The organism is Methylobacterium sp. CM6247 (assembly GCF_054817925.1).
Window position 1 is genome coordinate 4402797 of the sequence record NZ_JBTXKX010000003.1, and the last position, 15553, is coordinate 4418349.

Consider the following 15553-nt stretch of genomic DNA (forward strand, 5'->3'; position numbering starts at 1 on the left):
AGGGACAATGCCTCCAAACTCTTAACTACACAATACATCTTCAAGAGATGCGTGCGTTTAACCGAGGGCTCACAAGCGCTTTCTCTTCGTTGCTTGCTGTAGAGGCATGAAGGGGTAGGCCCATGCGATTAAGGAAACGCCGCCCGGGGACACGACCGAGCTAGCTCGTCAGAAAGCGCCAGCGGTGGAGAAAAAAATTACGAGGGTGAAATTTCATTCTCATAGGCATACTCTATTCCCATTGGCATAATTTTGAAGGCGTACCCTATGCGATCTCGTAGAGCCCTTGGCCTCGCGGCCTTCCTGTTCCTCAGCATCGGTGCGACCGGTGCCAAAGCCGATCCGATCCTGACGCCGCTTATCGCCGCCTCTCTAAGTGGAACGGCTCTCGCCGGCACAGCCTTCACCATCGGAGCCGCCTCAGTAACCTATGCGTCCATCGCCTCTCATTCGCTGAAGGCACCCAAATGACTGCGATTAACGCATGGGCGGAGAAGGATTCGGCGACCGTCTACACGGATGGAGCCTGGGTTGGGGATGACGGCAGGCTCCTTTGGATCGCCCCTAAGGTGGTCCCGCTTCCGCACATGAACGCCTGCATGGTGGTGCGTGGAAACTCGCAGACGATTCACGTTCTGCAAAGCCACTTGCCGTCCCTGTTCACCTCGTTTGACCAGGCTGTGCGCGATGTCGGTCCTCTGATCCTCAATCCGCCGCCCAACCTCCGAGCCGCTATGGGACCCAAGAGCTTCGATGGCTGGCAGCTGATGTTGCTCGGCTACTCCGAACACGTCGGGCAATTTGCTGGGGCCTTCATGCAAGGCACCCTCGAATATGGCGAGCCGGGGTGGAAGACGGAGCCGTTCGTCCGCCTTCTCAGCCCTCTGTCACCAGAGCTCGCTTCCCATGTCGAACCAATGCACGGTGACCCCGGTGCCAACGAAGCCGGCGCGATTATGGATCGGCAGCGGCGCATCCTGAACACCGATCCGGCCGGCGTGCCCGGCTATGTCGTCGGTGGTTTCTGCCAGCGGACCCATATCACCCGCGAGGGCATCACCACCTCTATTGTACGGCGCTGGTCCGACAGGATCGGGGAGCCGATCGCCGGCCCGAGTAAGGCCCGGGGCTCCGCGCGCGATCCCTTCCGCATCACCGCATCGGGGATCCCCGCCTTCGCATGACGCTAGCCGAGCACCTTCGCACAGGCGCTTTGGAGCCCTTCGCGTGGGGTGTTGCGGACTGCTGCCTGTTCCCCTCGGACTGGATCCTAGCTCAGACCGGGATCGACGCGGCCGCACCGCTCCGGGGCCGATATCGGACGCCACTCGGGGCAGCCCGACACATCAAGCGCCGCGGCGGCTTCGTCCGCATGGTCTCGGACCTCATGGCCGCCGCCGGCTTCTTGGAAACCGACAACCCGCAACCCGGGGACGTGGGCGTGATACATCTTGGCGACGGCCTTGCCTTCGCGATCCGGACCCGCGTCGGATGGGCCAGCAAGTCCCTCTCGGGCCTCGGATGCGGGCCGTTCCGCCATGTGGTCGCCTGGACCATCCCGTCGAGGGAGCGGCCCCAATGAACCGCGCCCATGCCGCGGCCATCTTGCGTCAGCCGCCAGGGGATCGAGGTCCAAGCCTTCGGCTGCTGCTGAGATATCACCGCACTGCCCTGTCCGAGCTCGACATGCGGAGCCCCGACAAGCTCACACAGATGCGTCACTCTCGGCACTCGCGGGCCTTGGTCAGGATCGAGCAATTGGCACGTAGGGCACATGTCGGCGATCTCTGCAGGCTGTAAAACTCCCTGCCCTGATGAGAATTCAGAGGCACCTGAATCGAGAGGCATCGCGCCAACTTTTGCTTCGAATGGGGCCAGGGGTACGAAGACGAGTACCGCAAGGGCACGATGCAGGAAGACGATTGAATTTTCGCTTGCATGAAATCACGCAATCCGCAAACGGTGCAAAGGCTCCCACGAGGAAACCCCACCCACCATGCTCCAGAATTTCGTGACTTGGTGGAGCTCGATGTTTGGGCTGAACGAGCCCACACAAGCGGCCAACGTCTATGCGGTCGTAGTGGCCGGCCTACTGTTTCTAATCGCAAAACTCATACTCGAGCTCATAGGCGACGTTCTCGGTGGTCTCGCCGCCGGCATCATTAGCAAGGTGCGAAAATGAGCATCCTTCTCTACGTCTGCGGCACGCTCATTTTCGTCTTGGGCGGCTTCTTTCTTCTCGCATCGTTTGGAGCGCAAGGATCAGAAAGCGTCTCCTACATCGGGCTCGCTATTGGTGGTCTATCTGCTGGCCTCATACTTCTTGGCATCGGACGCATCATCGCGCTCCTCGAGGACATCGCCGGCAACACCAAGCGTTCGGAAGGCTTGAACTAATGCTCGTCCGGTCGCTCGCGGTCGTCCTCAGCCTCGCCCTTCCGACCCTTGCCACTGCAGCCGAACGCAGTCCTGACGAAGAAGCTGACCGCATCTACTCTTACTGCTTCGAAGGCGGTGGCAGCATGGCGCAGGGTCGTGCGTGCTTGGTGAAGCAGGAGGAGCGGGTGAGCCGCGAACTCGGCGCTGCGATCCGTAAGAAGAAGTTCGAGATCGGTGAGGTCGCCAATCGGTCGCCCGATGGTGAGCCTCCCCATGGGGCTGATACCGCCCAGCGCTGGAAGGTTGCCTTCACCAAGGAGCAGGCCGCCTGGGCTGCCTATTCCAAGCTTACCTGTCAGGCTCTCCTTGATTTCGGAACCGGTACGGCCGGCGCCGAGGACGACGCCGGAATGTGTCGTCTTCGTACGAACCTGCGGCGGATCAAGGATCTACGATAGCGCCTTCCCCATGTCGGCTTGTTGCACCCCCGTCATTGCCAAGGAAGCCACCGTGTCGCCTAGATTTTCGTCTATCCTGCCAGCGTTTGCAGTGGCGATTGTCGGTGCATGGCCAGCATGCGCCGATAATTTCGATCTGAATTTCTTCGATCACAGACTCTCTTGCAGGCCGGATCCAGGAGGGCTCGGAGATTGTCAGACATTGAGGTTGGGATCAACGATAACAATCAAATCATCGTCCGTTCGAGTCGAGAAGATCGGCCAGATTGATGACACTTATTACATAGTTGGCTCTGCGAGCCCTGGCGGTAATTCCTGCGATGGTGCGCCATTCGTAATCTCGTTGAAGCGCGGGGAGGCTCCGAAGCAATTCGGGCCCTTGGACGTTTGCAATGAGACGACAACAAACTTCCTTGCGGACAGCGTCACCTTTGTCGAGAAGGCTTTCGTCGGCGAGAAAGTCCGGACTTGGACGTGGTCTCCTAAAACGGGTTTGACGCGAACCGAGGTGGTCAAGGCTGCCGATACGTCAAAAGGCTGGGGTACACTCTGGGATCGAAAGTTGGGCCATCCCTCCGAACTCTATGAAAGTGTCGAGCTTACGCAAGCGATAGAAGCCAACATTGGTCTAAACTCGAAGAGCTTTCGCGAGCAGATGTCCGGTATTGGAAGCGCCACTTTTGACGGCGATGTCCTTACCGCTCACGCTTGCGTGAAATACGAGTGCGACCAGACAGGCGCGTTCCTAGCCCTCGATCTGCCAGCGAAGAAAACTTACTCTGCATTCAAACCGCGTGGGAAACGAATTGTCGTTCAGCCTGCGGTGAAGGAATGGCCTGAGAGTGCGCGAAGAGAGCTCGCGGACTGGGCTAAGGCTTATAAGTAGTGGGCGCCTCGGAGGCATGATGGAGGAATCCGCCACGGCGCGGGCCGGGCGGGCACGTCGTTCAGACGAGCATGAGGGATGTCAGCTCCCGATGGCCTGCTCTCGCTCGATCGCAGCGAGCAGATGGGTATGCTGCTTTGCCTCCTCCCGAACGATCCGCACACTCGTCAATCCGACAGCCTTCCATGTGGTCAGACCACTTCGCGAGTTTGGTTTCCGGGGTGCGCCGAACTGCTTGGAAGGACACAGTACAATTTTAGGCAGCCACGGACGTGAGCGATGTGCAACCTCTACAGTCTGATTACGTCACAAGCGGAGATCCGTGAGGCTTTCGGTGTGGAGGAGGACCGCGCCGGCAACCTGCCGAGGATGCCGGGTATCTTCCCGGACCAAATGGCGCCCATCGTGCGGATCGAGGACGGCAGGCGGGCCCTTGAGATGTTCCGGTGGGGCATCCCAGGTCCGAAGCAGTACGGGGAGCACCCGGTCACCAACGTCCGGAACGTGAAGAGCCCGCACTGGCGGCCCTGGCTCAAGCCGGAATACCGCTGCCTCGTCCCGGTGTCTTCCTTCAGCGAGTACGCGGACACCAAGCCGAAGAAGACGCCCACCTGGTTCGCCATCAATGACGACCGTCCGCTCTTCGCCTTCGCCGGCATCTGGCGCCAATGGACCGGGGTACGCGGCACCAAGGCCGAGAACCCCGACCGCGAGGAAGCCGAGCACCGGCTGTTCTCGTTCCTCACGACAGAGGCGAATGGGATCGTCGGCCCGGTTCACCCGAAGGCCATGCCGGTCCTGTTGACGACACCGGAGGAGTGGCGGACGTGGCTCGAGGCGCCGACCGAGATCGCCCTCGAGCTACAGCGCCCGCTGCCCGACACCATGATGAAGGTGGTTGCGACGGGCGCACGGCGCGATCCGGCAGAATGAGGATCGCATCGCGGCCGGCCTAGTGCTGGGACCAGACTGGCTGCGAAGCTGTCTTAACGGGCCGAGGCTTCTGCGTCGGCAACGAGGCGCCGGGTCGCGGGGGCACGCGGGGTCAGGGACGGCGTGGTCGTCAACTCGGAAGCCGGACGAACCGATGCCGTGACGCGAGCCTGTTCACGGTAGAGGGTCGGCGTGATGTTGACGCGATCCTCGGCCATCGCCGTACCGGTCAGGGTGGCGGCTGCGAGAGCGGCGAGCACAATTTTACGGATGGTCATGGTACTAATCCCTCTAGTGTTTCGAGGCCTGCGCCCCGTCTGATGAGAGGGATATGCGCTGCGGTGCACCATCATTCAAACAGATCAAATCGATAGCTAGTATTGATGAAATCGATGCATCTTCCCGTCTTCGTTCTCCTCCTGTCACTGGGGACTGCGTTCGCGGCCCAGTCCCTCCCCGGCGCAGGCCTAAGGCTCACGAAAGACGGAGGCACCCTGTGAGTGAGCGACAGGCGATCTCGTCTGACGATGCAATCTGGAAGTGGCGGACATTGCATCCTTAGCTGCCGCCACCTTCCCGCTGACGCTCGACAATGGCGCTGGGGTCTACGAGTTCGTCGGCGGGCGCTTCTAGCCTTCCGGTCCGGTCGGCATACGGTGGAACGTCGACAAGTGATCCAATCAGGCGAAGCAGGGCTTGCTGTTCCGGCTTTCCGCTTCCATTGGCTAAGAAAGCCCCTAGCTCAATATGGCTACGCTGCCCTCCAGACGGGCCATTGGGCTGGTGAATGATGAAAGCCCTTCCGTCCACCGGCTCTCGGCCGAGAAACCAAGAGTCCCCGCTTGGGCTCTGGTAGAGTTCTCGTCTCTCCGACATCGGGACTGACTCCTGCTTAGCGTCGAGCATACGCCAGCGGGAGGAATCACGCGAGGGATCGGAACAGGAACGTGAGGCTCACCCCCGGGACGGCGATGGCCCGCCCCTTGGAGCATTCGGAGGCCCATGACATGGTGAGGTATGAGCGAAACGTCGATCCACCCATATTCCCTGGAGATCATTCCACCGAGGACGGAGGGCGGCTCCTACCAGTGGGCTATTCGCAAAGGCGGCAAACTCGTCCAACGGTCGGATCGTAGTTTGCCTACCGAGGCCAAAGCCCGAGAAAATGGGCTTGCCCAGGTCGAAAGACTGCTTTCAGGTGCCGGTGATCATTGATCGGCATCCCATCCGAAATCCGCGCCACAGCCGCCCGCCTCGCCACGATGACACAGACGGGCGCTTTCATCCCGAAGGATCAGGTTGGCCTCTACGCTGAGGCCTTGCGCGCGCTGGCCGAGAGGCGGGAGAGGGCGGGGAAGTAGCCCATCGCCGCATGCGGCTCCCAGACATAGCGGCTCGGGCCATGCTCCCCTATCCCGGCCGGCCCGTCACTGCAGCTGAACTTGATGTCAGCCTCATCGTCACCCAGGATCCCCCCCCTGTTGGAACTTGGCGCTCCTGAATGCCTACTCAGCTGCATCGAGGAACGGTACCGCCACCTTTTCGACCTCGACGAGGTTATCCGAGTACGTCCCGGCCTGGCCAAAGCTGCAGTGCTTGTCCGAGCTGATCGCGTTCACCGAGGCGCCCGCTGAACCCACGCTTGTCCAATGCCCGACGTTGGTCAGGACCAGTCCCGGCACCACGTCCTCGCTGAGTTCAGCAGGGCCCTCGAAGGAGCCCCGGTCGTTGTAGACGCGAACGGGCTCACCCGTCGCGATCCCGCGCGCCGCCGCATCGAAGGGATGGATGAGCACCTTGAGTTCGCCCTGACGCAGCTTCTTGTGAGGCTCGTTCGCGTATTGCGAGTTCAGGAAGGCATGCGGCTTGGGAGATATAATGTTGAGGGGAAAGCGTTCAGCCTGAGAGGGGTTCGAAGCCGGAGATTCGTAGGGAGGCACGTAGTCGGGCAACGAGTCGATCGGCTCTCCCGATTGCATCCCATCGTACATCGACCGCCAGACAGGGATGACGAAGTTGCCGTTCGCGGCCATGCTCGACTTGAACTCGCATTTTCCTGATGCCGTTTTGAAGTTGCCCTGGGCGTGTGGAGCGCGCTCATGCGGCAAGCCGACGTTGAGGCGGGCCCAGCCCTTTTCCTTGAGAAGATCGAGAGTGATTCCTTCGAGCTGCGGAGCACCCCAGTCGTAGAAGTCTCGCAGCATCTCCTCGTCGGTACGGTCCCAGTAATCGTCGGTGAAGCCCATCGTCTTGGCCAGCCGTCGAAACATCTCGACATTGGGCACGCATTCGCCGGGTGCGGCAATCGCCGGCGTGTTGAGCATGAGGTAGAGATGCCCCCAGGTCACCATGATGTCGAGTTGCTCGGCCTGCATGGTGGCGGGTAGGACGATATCCGCGTATTTTGCGGTGTCGGTCACGAACAGCTCGCTTACTACCGTGAATAAGTCCTCCCGCATGAGACCCTTGACGATCTTGGCCTGGGCTGGCGCTTGCGAGACCGGGTTTGAGTTGTAGACGAACAGCGACTGGACCGGCGGATCAAGGGCGAGTTCGCCTGTCAAGGCCGCACCCAGATCGAGTTCGTTGATCACGCGGGTTCCCGGTTTGATCCAGTCGGGCCGGCAGATCCGGTCGAACAAAGTAGGGAACTCCCAAATCGGCATCTCCATCGTACCGCCGCCGACGTGGCGCCAGGCGCCCACGAGGGCGGGAAGGCAGGTGATCGCGCGGATCGCCTGACCGCCGCCGCGGCTGCGCTCGAGCGCCACCCCTTGGCGAATCGCGGAGGGCTGAGCCATTGCGTATTCGCGAGCGAGCCTGAGGATGTCTTCGACTGGGATACCGGTGATGTCTGAGACACGCTCGGGTGGGTACTCGGCGACGCGTAGCTTCAGCTCGTCGTAGCCGAGCGTGTAGCGGTCGACGTAATCCTGATCGACGAGCCCTTCCGCGATGATGACGTTCATCATGCCTAGCGCGAGCGCGCCGTCTGTGCCTGGCTTGATCGCTACATGCCAGTCCGCCGCCTTGGCGGTGCGGGACTTGTAGGGATCGATGACAACAATCTTGGCGCCTTTCCTCTGGGCTTCGAGGAGGAACGGCCAACCATGGAGGTTGGTGCTGATCATGTTCATGCCCCAGACGATGATGTACTTCGCGTGAGCAAAGCTTTCGACGTCGAGGCCGCCAGTTCCGCCTACCGTCATGTGCCAAGCAGTAGACGAACCGGATTCGCAATAGGTCTTTTCAGCCACCGATGAGCCAAGGCGATTGAAGAAGGCGTCGCCGGAGGTAAGCCCGTTCAATGTGCCTTGATGCCCAAGGTAGGCGTGGGGCATGATCGCCTGCGAGCCGTGCTCGGCGATGATGCTGGTCCAGCGGTCCTTGATCGTGCTCAGGGCCTCGTCCCACGAAATGCGAACGAACTTTCCGCCGCCCTTCGGCCCGACACGCTTCATCGGGTAGAGGACGCGGTCGGGATTGTAGTGGTGGTCGGCGAAATCGTTCAATTTCACGCAGAGACCGCCTCGGGTCATCGGATGAGCGCGGTCGCCGGTGACGTCGACGAGCTTGCCGTCCTCGACGTGATAGATGAAGGCACAGGTATCGGGACAGTCGTGTGGACAGGCGCCATGCACCGTCATCCGCTCGTTCAGGGCTGTCATCGAAGACCTCCGCATTTTCGCCGCAGCGCCTTCAGCTTGAAGCGACGTGCGTGCCTTCCGCGAGGCTATGATGGCCGGAGCAGAAGCGGAATAGGATAACCGTCCAAAAAATTGGTATTGGGTGCTGGTGTTTTGGGCTCGAAGCGTATTTTCTGAGCAGACCCTCCCCGCCACCAGATCATGACTGTGTTAAAACCCAGGGCTGGCGCCACACAAAGCAGCACGGCTTGGCCGTTGCGACGATCTTACTTGGAAGACCGTTGGCCGCCATTCTCACAGTGGAAGTTGTGCCGCCCGGTAAAACCCATAGCGCCGAAGTCGCACACTGCATCCATCTCTAGGCTCACGCCGTCGGCAGTTCACTCACCTGCGTCGTGTAGCGCAGGCTGCGCATCTCAAACTTCGTCGACCAGGTCCGTTTTTTTTCTAGGCCCGCCCGAGCCGGCACCACGGCGCCGCGACCGAAGCGGCGGTTGCACTCGTCCATCGCGGCCATCAGCGGAGCGCTACGCTCACGGTCGAGCTGGGCGATCAGGGCTCGCTGGGATTCCTCGAGAAGCTTGAGGTCGGTGGTGATCACATCGGTCTTGCTGTAGCGCCATGGTCTGTCTCCTGGTGCCTCGCGCCAGGTGCGGGCCACACCCTCGCGCGCCGCCTTTATCAGCGCCAGTGTGTCGTTCGTCGCCTCCGGCGGGCCGATCAGGAAGGTAGGTTCGCGGGGTTAGTTCAGACCACGCACGCGCAGCCAATCACTCAGCGCGCGGCTTCGGGCATCGTAGAGAGCGCGAAGTCTGGTTCCCTCTTCCCCACGGCCCGCTGATTGGCCCGAGACTGCATTGACCATCTCGTCACCAAACCGTGCCGCAAGCTCCGCAGCCCAAGCCGCGTCAGCCGCATAGAGGCGGCTGGCTGTGACCGACAAGAAGGGGACAGGCCTCGGGCGGGCTTTCACGTTCGTCATGCGCGCCGATACGGACGACTCGCCGCTCCGGTTTCAGGAGTGAATACAAAATCCTCGGCCTCGTTCAGGCATTGCTGACCCCGAGGCGGTCAGGCGAGGGTGTGGGTAGTGATCAGCTACCGAGGCGGGCGATCCAAGAACGCCTGCAGCATGGCGTCCCGTGTCTCGCGCATCTCATCCCGCACGGAGGGCACCATATCCGTCGATCCGGCGGCGCTCGAGCCGAGTGATCGCGTCGCCGGTGACGTAGGTCGGGCCTACTTCGAGCCCGAGGGGGATGGGTTGATCCGCCAACCCGTTGGTGTCTGGCTGAAGCGCAAGCCGAGCACGCCAAGCTTCGGCACAAACGCCTCGAATCCTTCCAGCAAATGCTCCATGTCGCGCCACCCGGCCGGCAGGAGTGCTTCTGGAGCGTGGCGGCCGGGGGCTGTCAGAATCTCCATGGTGCGCGCCATAAGCGATGTCACGCCGATCCCGCCAGCGGGCCCGATCAACATCAGGCCTTCAATGTCCACACTGAACTGCTTCCCCCGCGGTGGCTTGAAGCCATGCTGGACCTGCGCGCGGAGAATGGCCGTATCTGCTGCCCTTCCCGCACTCGCTGCAGCCTGGGCCTCTTCACGCGCGATCGCGCGCGCCCCTTTCATCCGTCGTGCGAGCGGACCTGCTACCTTCGGGGGACAAGGCATTTCCTGATCGTTCGAAGCGAAGCCAGGCAAATCGCCAGCCTCAAGAGGTAAATCTGACGCCGGCGTCAAAAGATTGTTACTCATTGTGGATTCTTCCCATCTGTGTGCCTGATAACACATCCGGGCTGTTGATTTTGTTTCTTTCGGTGATCTACGAGCTAAAGATTGATCACGGAGAAACTACCAAATGACTGATACCCCACAGAATTTCGCGAGCGACTATATCGAGATCGCGGCCGACATTGTTTCTGCATATGTCTCGAATAACTCTCTCCCGGCCTCGGAGCTTCCGAATATCCTGAACAGCGTGCATGCCGCGATCAGCGGCCTGGTCGCCGGCGGATCGGCCTCTGCTCCCACGGACGATATCGAGAAGCCGACCCCCTCGCAGATCAAGAAGTCGATCACGCCGGATGGCCTAATTAGCTTCGAGGACGGCAAGCCCTACAAGACGCTTCGTCGACATTTGACGATCCGTGGCCTGAGCCCAGAGGCCTACCGGGCAAAGTATGGCCTACCGGCCGACTACCCCATGACGTCGGCCAACTATTCAGCTGCACGGTCTGCCCTGGCTAAGCAGCTCGGTCTTGGACAGCAGCGCAAGGGTGTAGCCAACGCGAAGTCCGCCGCACCGGAAGTGGCCATCGCAGAAGAGGCCACTTCGGCGCCTGAGAAGCCAAAGAAGGCTGGTCGGCCTCGTAAGACTGCCGTCGCCGTCTGATGGGCGTCGAGCGGCCTCCCTGCCCAACTACGGCCCATGCAGTGGCGGGTTCAGCCCTGCCCTGACCCGCTACTGCTGACGAGGGTACGAATCATAGCCCAGAGCGCCTGATGCTCTGGGCCACCCCGGTCGAGACTCAGGAAGATAGGAAAGGTCATGTCTACGGTATGTCCCCCTGAGGCCTCGTTGGCAGTGTGTCGGACAAACGTGTGTCCGGTGGATTCCTCCATCACGAGGTGCCACCGGTCGCCATTTGAGCTGGCATAGAGTTCCCGCATCAGATCTTGCCCCCTGCTTGGCATCCAGCAAATGCAAGCCATAGACCCGGTCAGAGGGATGGGCGCACGAAGCTGTCTCAGATGATCCGTGCCTCGCCGATCTTCAGCTTGATACGCGCAACGGTGTGGGAGCCTAGCGAGCCGACGTGCCGTGGTGCAGGCCCTTCCGGCTCTTGTGCGGCAGCTACTCTGATTGCCTCGTCCACTGACTGCGCCAAGATCGCATAGACATGATCGGCCCCGTCTGGCTGACGGACTGCAATGAGAAACGCAAAGTGAGCGGACTTTTTGGGCATAGTTGCCGCCGATGACATGTAGCGGGCCTTACGGGAAGCCCCGCGAAAGTCATACCTCCATAGGGCCTTAAGCGAGAAGCAGCTCGCCGCCCCGATCCGATCCGATACCAGTGCCCATGAGGAGGGCAGCGTTAAGGTCCTAATTGTTCAATGACGCCACGCCAGCCGAGCCCCTCATAAGTCTCGTAGCCTGGGGTCAGGTGGAAGGCGATCAGGCGGCCGCGCTCATCGACATAGTGCCCATGGGATAGGCTGCCTGCCCGAAGCGGATAGGTCTCGCCAAGGGAGACTCTCGCCCCCGAACTGGCAAGGATGCGGTTGTCGGCATCGAGCAGCATGACACGGCTATGGGCCCGTTCCGCCGGCGCGAGGCGGACACCTTCGACGATGGTGCGCGCCTGTGGCTCCCAATCGAAATGGATCGCGAGGAAGCCGATCGCCTTGCCGTTCGTCTCGCCGCCCTCCCGCACGGAGGCGACATAGGTGGCACTCTGCGAACCATTGAGCGCGGCAACCTGCGCCACGTTGGCTACCGCGAAGTCATCGCCGGAAGCCAGCGGCTTGGCGCAGGCGAACCACGGCTCCAGGCTCACGTCCAGGCCGACGACATTGAACCGGTCGGGTCGGCCATTAGCGATGACTTTGCCGTCGAGGCTGCACAGCCAGAGATCGAGATAGACCGTGTAGGCGGAGAGGATGACCCCGAGCCGATGTGAAGCGTGGTTCCGTGACGCTTCCGATGGGGCGAGGGCACATTCGACGACGGCCGCATCGGTCGCCCACCACCGCACGTCGCAGGTGCGCTCATAGAGGTTCCGGTCGATGATCTCCACGGCATTAAGGGCAAGATCCATGCAGCGTGTGGCCCGTGCTTCCTCGACGATGTCCGTCACGGACCGCGTGAGTTCGTCTACGCCAGCGCTGAGACCAGCTCCGAGCTCGGCCGCAAGCTGTTCGACCTCGCCCGAGACGCTCCGCACCTCCTGCGCCACAACTCCGAAGCCCGCCCCTTTCTCGCCCGCACGCGTCGCCTCAATGAGCGCATTGAGCGCCAGCAGTTTCATGCGCTTGGCGACTGATTGGATCGCTTCGAGATTAGTGGAAGCGGTTACCCTCAGGTCCGCTGTCAACGCACCTACAAGATCGGTAAGGGAGTTGGTTGTCATTCGAGTTCCACCTTCGAGACCAGGCCCTTAGCATAAGTCTGGCCAGTCAGTGGGTGCGCTCGCGTTCCTGAAGAATGCCGTGAAGCATCCCCGCCGCCCTAATCTGTTCATGGGGCCGGCCGGGGGGATCGTCCATCCCACGCCGAGCCGGTGCGTAACTTGGCGCAGCGGCAGGATGGGCAGTGTCGGTTGGCTTCGGCGCGAATGCCTGGGTTCGACCAACTGTAAATTTTGTACGGAGTAATGCGATGAGGGAACGGGCATCGCTCCCACCCTCGTTATCACATCGCGTTGCAAAAAGCCGCGGAGTGCGCTGCGATGATCGGACCCGCTGAGCTCGAAGACATCCGACTGGATCTCGAAGATGCGAGGCTGGAGCGCGAAGCCGCCACGGCGGCTGAGGGTACGGTAAATGCGCATGAGAGGGGGGTGGCGCCTTCACCGACAACGTCTCGGATTGCCTCGTATGCAGGTGACGCGAGATCGCCGGGCTTTTGGTGCAAATCCATAGATCCCGTGTAGCACCCACCCAACGGACAAAGCTCGAAAAACGACCTTTCGCATGATCAGTTCAAGGGAATCGACCGAGACTGAAATCGAGCCGAACACCGAGTTCGAGGCTTGGTGGAGTCGAATGCAGATCATCTTGCAAAGCCTGATCGGTCTGATCATCGTCGCAGGACTTGCTGGATTGTTCGGTCAGGGCTGGATCTCAACGGTAAAGCAAGCCTTTCCCAGTGCTCCACTTACAGTGGACTATGAGCGTTTGCTACGCGCCAATGCCCCGACCGAGATGACGATCATCGTGTCGCATCCGCTAGCGAGCGACATGCTACAGATCGGCCTGGGATCTGCTCTTCTCGACCATGTCTCCGTCGGTTCAACCCAGCCCCGTGCCACTTCGATCGATGCGACACCTCATGGTGTAAACTACACCTTCCAGCTTGGGCCAGAGCGTCAGGGCAAGGTGCTGTTCAAGCTGTCGCCCCGCATTGCAGGGCCTCTGGAAGCCGTGTTGTCGACGCACGGCGAGCACCTCAAGCTGCCGCTCTTCATCTACCCCTGACAGGCAGTCTCCGACCGGAAGCGGACGCGGGCCATGGATATCGTTCTTCGTGCGGCATTGATGTACCTCGTCGTGCTCCTCTTGCTGAGACTCACGACGCAACGGATCATGCGTTCGGCTACCCCGCTCGACATGGTGGTGATCTTCTTTTTTGGCGGGATGGCAGTCCCCCCTATCCTTGGGGACGACCGCTCGATTACCGGCGCAGTGCTAGCTCTCTGCACAATCGCTGGTTTGCACACAGCGCTCTCGTACCTGAAGCGGATCTGGCCGATCGTGGGGATGATAACAGAGGGTAATCCCGTCGTGATTTACTCGAATGGCACATGGGATGATGCCAAGATGCAGCGTCGCCGCGTCGATCCAAGGGACGTTATGGCTGAGATGCGTCAGCAGGGGATTACGAGGCTCGAAGACGTGCAATCCGCAATAGTCGAGCACACTGGGGCGATCACTGTGGTGCCTAAGCGGAAGGCTTCTTGAACGGAAGGATGCCCTCGTTCGTCATCTCACTGTTGGCCGCACCAAATTCAGTAAGCCGTCAACGTTGATTTTGCCAGTCCGACTCAATCTGCCCTCAGGCCGGGCCTCGCTGGCGAACGAGAAGCGCAACGCCGCGTTGGTGGACAAGGCTGAATGAGACGAGGAGAGTCGAAATGCGCATGACAATCATGGTCCTGACCGCCGCTCTTGCTCTACCGTTGTCCGGTTCCGCCTTTGCCCAGACTGCCACGAGCGAAAGTAGTGTGAAGAGCCCCGGAAGCGCGAAGAGCGAGGACGAGAGGCGAACGAAGCGCACGATAGGCTCGGCGCCAAATGGCCCAGCCGATAGCACTGACCCGGCAATGGGACCGGGGGAGGCCGGCGATCTCGGTCCTAAATCTATGTCAGGCAACCCGGCAGAGCCGAAAAGTGGGAATGCTGCCATTGGCAGTGACGCTACACCGACCGGGAAGTGACGCTTGTTAGTTTGCTGTCTCCCATGCGGATGCCGAACGGCCTACATTGGCCGCCTCGTGATCCACTGGATCGCGGGGCGCTTTCCTGATCGAGACAGTTTCACTTGGAGGAGAACTAAGCTGCGGGGCCAAAGGTACACGAGGTAACTGACGCGCCGTGTTTAAGGGCGAAGATCTTTCCGGGCTCGCTCAGTCCGCCAACGTTTTCCGCTCCCGAAACCGGACGCCGGCCCCTCCCCCGTTCTCGGGGATGAACTCGATACCCGCGGTTTCCAGTACAGAAATCGCCGCCCTGACGTTGTTCGCCATATCGGACGCTGGGCCGCCGCTAACCTCCATCCTCTTAATGGTAGGTATGGAAATCGACGCCGCGCGCTCAGCTCGTGATCGGCTGCCGCTGCATCTAATGGTCCTTCTGAGTGGCTTCATGATCCGCGATCAATGGGCTTCAACCGATAGCGAACGGCACCGCTGTGACCCCCTTTCCACGCTCGATGTTTTCCCTTTGTTCCACAGCCCCTGAGCCTCGCGCGGGCTAGGGATATGCGTCAGAGAAAGGGAGCAACCCTACTCGCGGTTCTTTCCATGTTGACTGTCTCGCAAAACGTCTTGAAGCACCATCGCGAGGTTGCCGCTGTGATGGCTACCTACGGGATATTCCTCATCGGTATCATGATGCTGGCCTGGACTATCGCATAGCGAAAGGGGCTTGAGACAGCGTCTGGTCGGCGACCGTCCATGTCGCGTCTACCGGCGGGTAGGATCGGTCACCTTGGTGCCAATACCGTGTAGGGCTTCCAGGGCGGCTGCGATCCTGTCGGGTAGGCTGTAATTGTCCGGAGGTGGAAAGGCTCTGCTCACGGCATCGGCGAGGCCCGTGTGGAAGCCGTTGTCGTGGCACTTGTCACGTTTGGGCGTCCAGTGCTGGTTCGATTGTTTGATCATTCCCTGTCCGTATGGCCAGCCGGCCCCTGGCAGTCAGCATTCTCATAACTCAGATTAAGTCGAGAGAAGGTGGCCAGTTGCATCAGCCATAGCGGTCGCCTTTAAGAGCGCGGCGTCCAGATGATCGCGAAGACGATCCAATCGAGGG

The 15553-nt window shown here is 60.8% G+C and carries 16 protein-coding genes and 1 pseudogene; 11 read left to right on the forward strand and 6 right to left on the reverse strand.

Going from position 1 to position 15553, the window contains the following annotated elements:
* The first annotated feature begins 267 nt into the window (after nt 1–267).
* From ACYQOP_RS21795 to ACYQOP_RS21830, 8 genes are all read left to right on the forward strand, one after another.
* Entirely contained in the window at nt 268–471 is a 204-nt protein-coding gene (locus tag ACYQOP_RS21795) for a hypothetical protein (protein ID WP_461224059.1), read from the forward strand.
* Nucleotides 472–587: 116 nt separating this feature from the next.
* On the forward strand, nt 588–1184 hold the full coding sequence (locus ACYQOP_RS21800) for a hypothetical protein (RefSeq protein ID WP_461224061.1): 597 nt from the start codon (nt 588–590) through the stop codon (nt 1182–1184).
* Nucleotides 1181–1582, forward strand: coding sequence for a DUF6950 family protein (locus ACYQOP_RS21805; RefSeq protein ID WP_461224063.1), 402 nt, complete (start codon nt 1181–1183; stop codon nt 1580–1582). The genes ACYQOP_RS21800 and ACYQOP_RS21805 overlap by 4 nt, the downstream gene beginning before the upstream one ends.
* Before the next feature lie 414 nt (nt 1583–1996).
* Nucleotides 1997–2182 carry a hypothetical protein gene (locus tag ACYQOP_RS21810; RefSeq protein WP_461224065.1) on the forward strand — a complete coding sequence of 62 codons (186 nt, stop codon included), beginning with the start codon at nt 1997–1999 and terminating at the stop codon, nt 2180–2182.
* Nucleotides 2179–2397, forward strand: coding sequence for a hypothetical protein (locus ACYQOP_RS21815; protein ID WP_461224067.1), 219 nt, complete (start codon nt 2179–2181; stop codon nt 2395–2397). The genes ACYQOP_RS21810 and ACYQOP_RS21815 overlap by 4 nt, the downstream gene beginning before the upstream one ends.
* Nucleotides 2397–2837, forward strand: coding sequence for a lysozyme inhibitor LprI family protein (locus tag ACYQOP_RS21820; protein WP_461224069.1), 441 nt, complete (start codon nt 2397–2399; stop codon nt 2835–2837). Before ACYQOP_RS21815 ends, ACYQOP_RS21820 begins: the two co-directional genes overlap by 1 nt.
* 379 nt (nt 2838–3216) lie before the next feature.
* Entirely contained in the window at nt 3217–3723 is a 507-nt protein-coding gene (locus ACYQOP_RS21825) for a hypothetical protein (RefSeq protein WP_461224071.1), read from the forward strand.
* A 279-nt stretch (nt 3724–4002) separates the two neighbouring features.
* Nucleotides 4003–4656 carry an SOS response-associated peptidase gene (locus ACYQOP_RS21830; protein ID WP_461224073.1) on the forward strand — a complete coding sequence of 218 codons (654 nt, stop codon included), beginning with the start codon at nt 4003–4005 and terminating at the stop codon, nt 4654–4656.
* Between the two features lie 53 nt (nt 4657–4709).
* Here the strand turns inward: ACYQOP_RS21830 and ACYQOP_RS21835 are convergent, their stop codons facing one another.
* The 4 genes and pseudogenes from ACYQOP_RS21835 to ACYQOP_RS21850 all read right to left on the reverse strand — a co-directional run bounded on the left by ACYQOP_RS21835 (nt 4710) and on the right by ACYQOP_RS21850 (nt 10058).
* Nucleotides 4710–4934 (reverse strand): hypothetical protein, encoded by a 225-nt coding sequence (locus ACYQOP_RS21835; RefSeq protein ID WP_461224075.1) that lies wholly within the window; start codon nt 4932–4934, stop codon nt 4710–4712.
* 1227 nt (nt 4935–6161) lie between these two features.
* Nucleotides 6162–8324 carry a molybdopterin-containing oxidoreductase family protein gene (locus ACYQOP_RS21840; protein WP_461225422.1) on the reverse strand — a complete coding sequence of 721 codons (2163 nt, stop codon included), beginning with the start codon at nt 8322–8324 and terminating at the stop codon, nt 6162–6164.
* A 343-nt stretch (nt 8325–8667) separates the two neighbouring features.
* Nucleotides 8668–9015, reverse strand: a pseudogene (locus ACYQOP_RS21845) (DUF4113 domain-containing protein); the annotation flags it as partial.
* Between the two features lie 527 nt (nt 9016–9542).
* Nucleotides 9543–10058, reverse strand: coding sequence for a hypothetical protein (locus tag ACYQOP_RS21850; protein WP_461224077.1), 516 nt, complete (start codon nt 10056–10058; stop codon nt 9543–9545).
* A gap of 103 nt (nt 10059–10161) precedes the next feature.
* Between ACYQOP_RS21850 and ACYQOP_RS21855 the strand changes: the two genes are divergently transcribed.
* The gene (locus ACYQOP_RS21855) at nt 10162–10695 is read left to right on the forward strand and encodes a Ros/MucR family transcriptional regulator (protein ID WP_461224079.1); all 534 of its coding nucleotides are present in this window, start codon (nt 10162–10164) and stop codon (nt 10693–10695) included.
* 705 nt (nt 10696–11400) lie between these two features.
* On the opposite strand, the gene ACYQOP_RS21860 is transcribed toward ACYQOP_RS21855, so the two are convergent.
* Complete coding sequence (locus ACYQOP_RS21860) at nt 11401–12435, reverse strand: methyl-accepting chemotaxis protein (RefSeq protein ID WP_461224081.1); 1035 nt, start codon at nt 12433–12435, stop codon at nt 11401–11403.
* Nucleotides 12436–12997: 562 nt separating this feature from the next.
* On the opposite strand from ACYQOP_RS21860, the gene ACYQOP_RS21865 reads away from it, so the two are divergent.
* Together ACYQOP_RS21865 and ACYQOP_RS21870 are read left to right on the forward strand one after the other, a co-directional pair.
* Nucleotides 12998–13501, forward strand: a complete 504-nt coding sequence (locus tag ACYQOP_RS21865; RefSeq protein ID WP_461224083.1) for a hypothetical protein — start codon at nt 12998–13000, stop codon at nt 13499–13501.
* A gap of 33 nt (nt 13502–13534) precedes the next feature.
* Nucleotides 13535–13984 carry a DUF421 domain-containing protein gene (locus tag ACYQOP_RS21870; protein ID WP_461224085.1) on the forward strand — a complete coding sequence of 150 codons (450 nt, stop codon included), beginning with the start codon at nt 13535–13537 and terminating at the stop codon, nt 13982–13984.
* Nucleotides 13985–15207: 1223 nt separating this feature from the next.
* Here ACYQOP_RS21870 and ACYQOP_RS21875 read toward each other — a convergent pair.
* Nucleotides 15208–15405, reverse strand: coding sequence for a hypothetical protein (locus ACYQOP_RS21875; RefSeq protein WP_461224087.1), 198 nt, complete (start codon nt 15403–15405; stop codon nt 15208–15210).
* Nucleotides 15406–15553 lie beyond the last annotated feature (148 nt).

What these genes read in the sequence shown, in the direction of transcription:
- ACYQOP_RS21855 (WP_461224079.1), top strand. Translation starts at nt 10,162, where the DNA reads ATGACTGATACCCCACAGAATTTCGCGAGCGACTATATCGAGATCGCG.
- ACYQOP_RS21835 (WP_461224075.1), bottom strand. Translation starts at nt 4,934, where the DNA reads ATGACCATCCGTAAAATTGTGCTCGCCGCTCTCGCAGCCGCCACCCTG.
- ACYQOP_RS21840 (WP_461225422.1), bottom strand. Translation starts at nt 8,324, where the DNA reads ATGACAGCCCTGAACGAGCGGATGACGGTGCATGGCGCCTGTCCACAC.
- ACYQOP_RS21865 (WP_461224083.1), top strand. Translation starts at nt 12,998, where the DNA reads ATGATCAGTTCAAGGGAATCGACCGAGACTGAAATCGAGCCGAACACC.
- ACYQOP_RS21810 (WP_461224065.1), top strand. Translation starts at nt 1,997, where the DNA reads ATGCTCCAGAATTTCGTGACTTGGTGGAGCTCGATGTTTGGGCTGAAC.
- ACYQOP_RS21795 (WP_461224059.1), top strand. Translation starts at nt 268, where the DNA reads ATGCGATCTCGTAGAGCCCTTGGCCTCGCGGCCTTCCTGTTCCTCAGC.
- ACYQOP_RS21850 (WP_461224077.1), bottom strand. Translation starts at nt 10,058, where the DNA reads ATGAGTAACAATCTTTTGACGCCGGCGTCAGATTTACCTCTTGAGGCT.
- ACYQOP_RS21800 (WP_461224061.1), top strand. Translation starts at nt 588, where the DNA reads ATGAACGCCTGCATGGTGGTGCGTGGAAACTCGCAGACGATTCACGTT.
- ACYQOP_RS21870 (WP_461224085.1), top strand. Translation starts at nt 13,535, where the DNA reads ATGGATATCGTTCTTCGTGCGGCATTGATGTACCTCGTCGTGCTCCTC.
- ACYQOP_RS21805 (WP_461224063.1), top strand. Translation starts at nt 1,181, where the DNA reads ATGACGCTAGCCGAGCACCTTCGCACAGGCGCTTTGGAGCCCTTCGCG.
- ACYQOP_RS21815 (WP_461224067.1), top strand. Translation starts at nt 2,179, where the DNA reads ATGAGCATCCTTCTCTACGTCTGCGGCACGCTCATTTTCGTCTTGGGC.
- ACYQOP_RS21875 (WP_461224087.1), bottom strand. Translation starts at nt 15,405, where the DNA reads ATGATCAAACAATCGAACCAGCACTGGACGCCCAAACGTGACAAGTGC.
- ACYQOP_RS21860 (WP_461224081.1), bottom strand. Translation starts at nt 12,435, where the DNA reads ATGACAACCAACTCCCTTACCGATCTTGTAGGTGCGTTGACAGCGGAC.
- ACYQOP_RS21830 (WP_461224073.1), top strand. Translation starts at nt 4,003, where the DNA reads ATGTGCAACCTCTACAGTCTGATTACGTCACAAGCGGAGATCCGTGAG.
- ACYQOP_RS21820 (WP_461224069.1), top strand. Translation starts at nt 2,397, where the DNA reads ATGCTCGTCCGGTCGCTCGCGGTCGTCCTCAGCCTCGCCCTTCCGACC.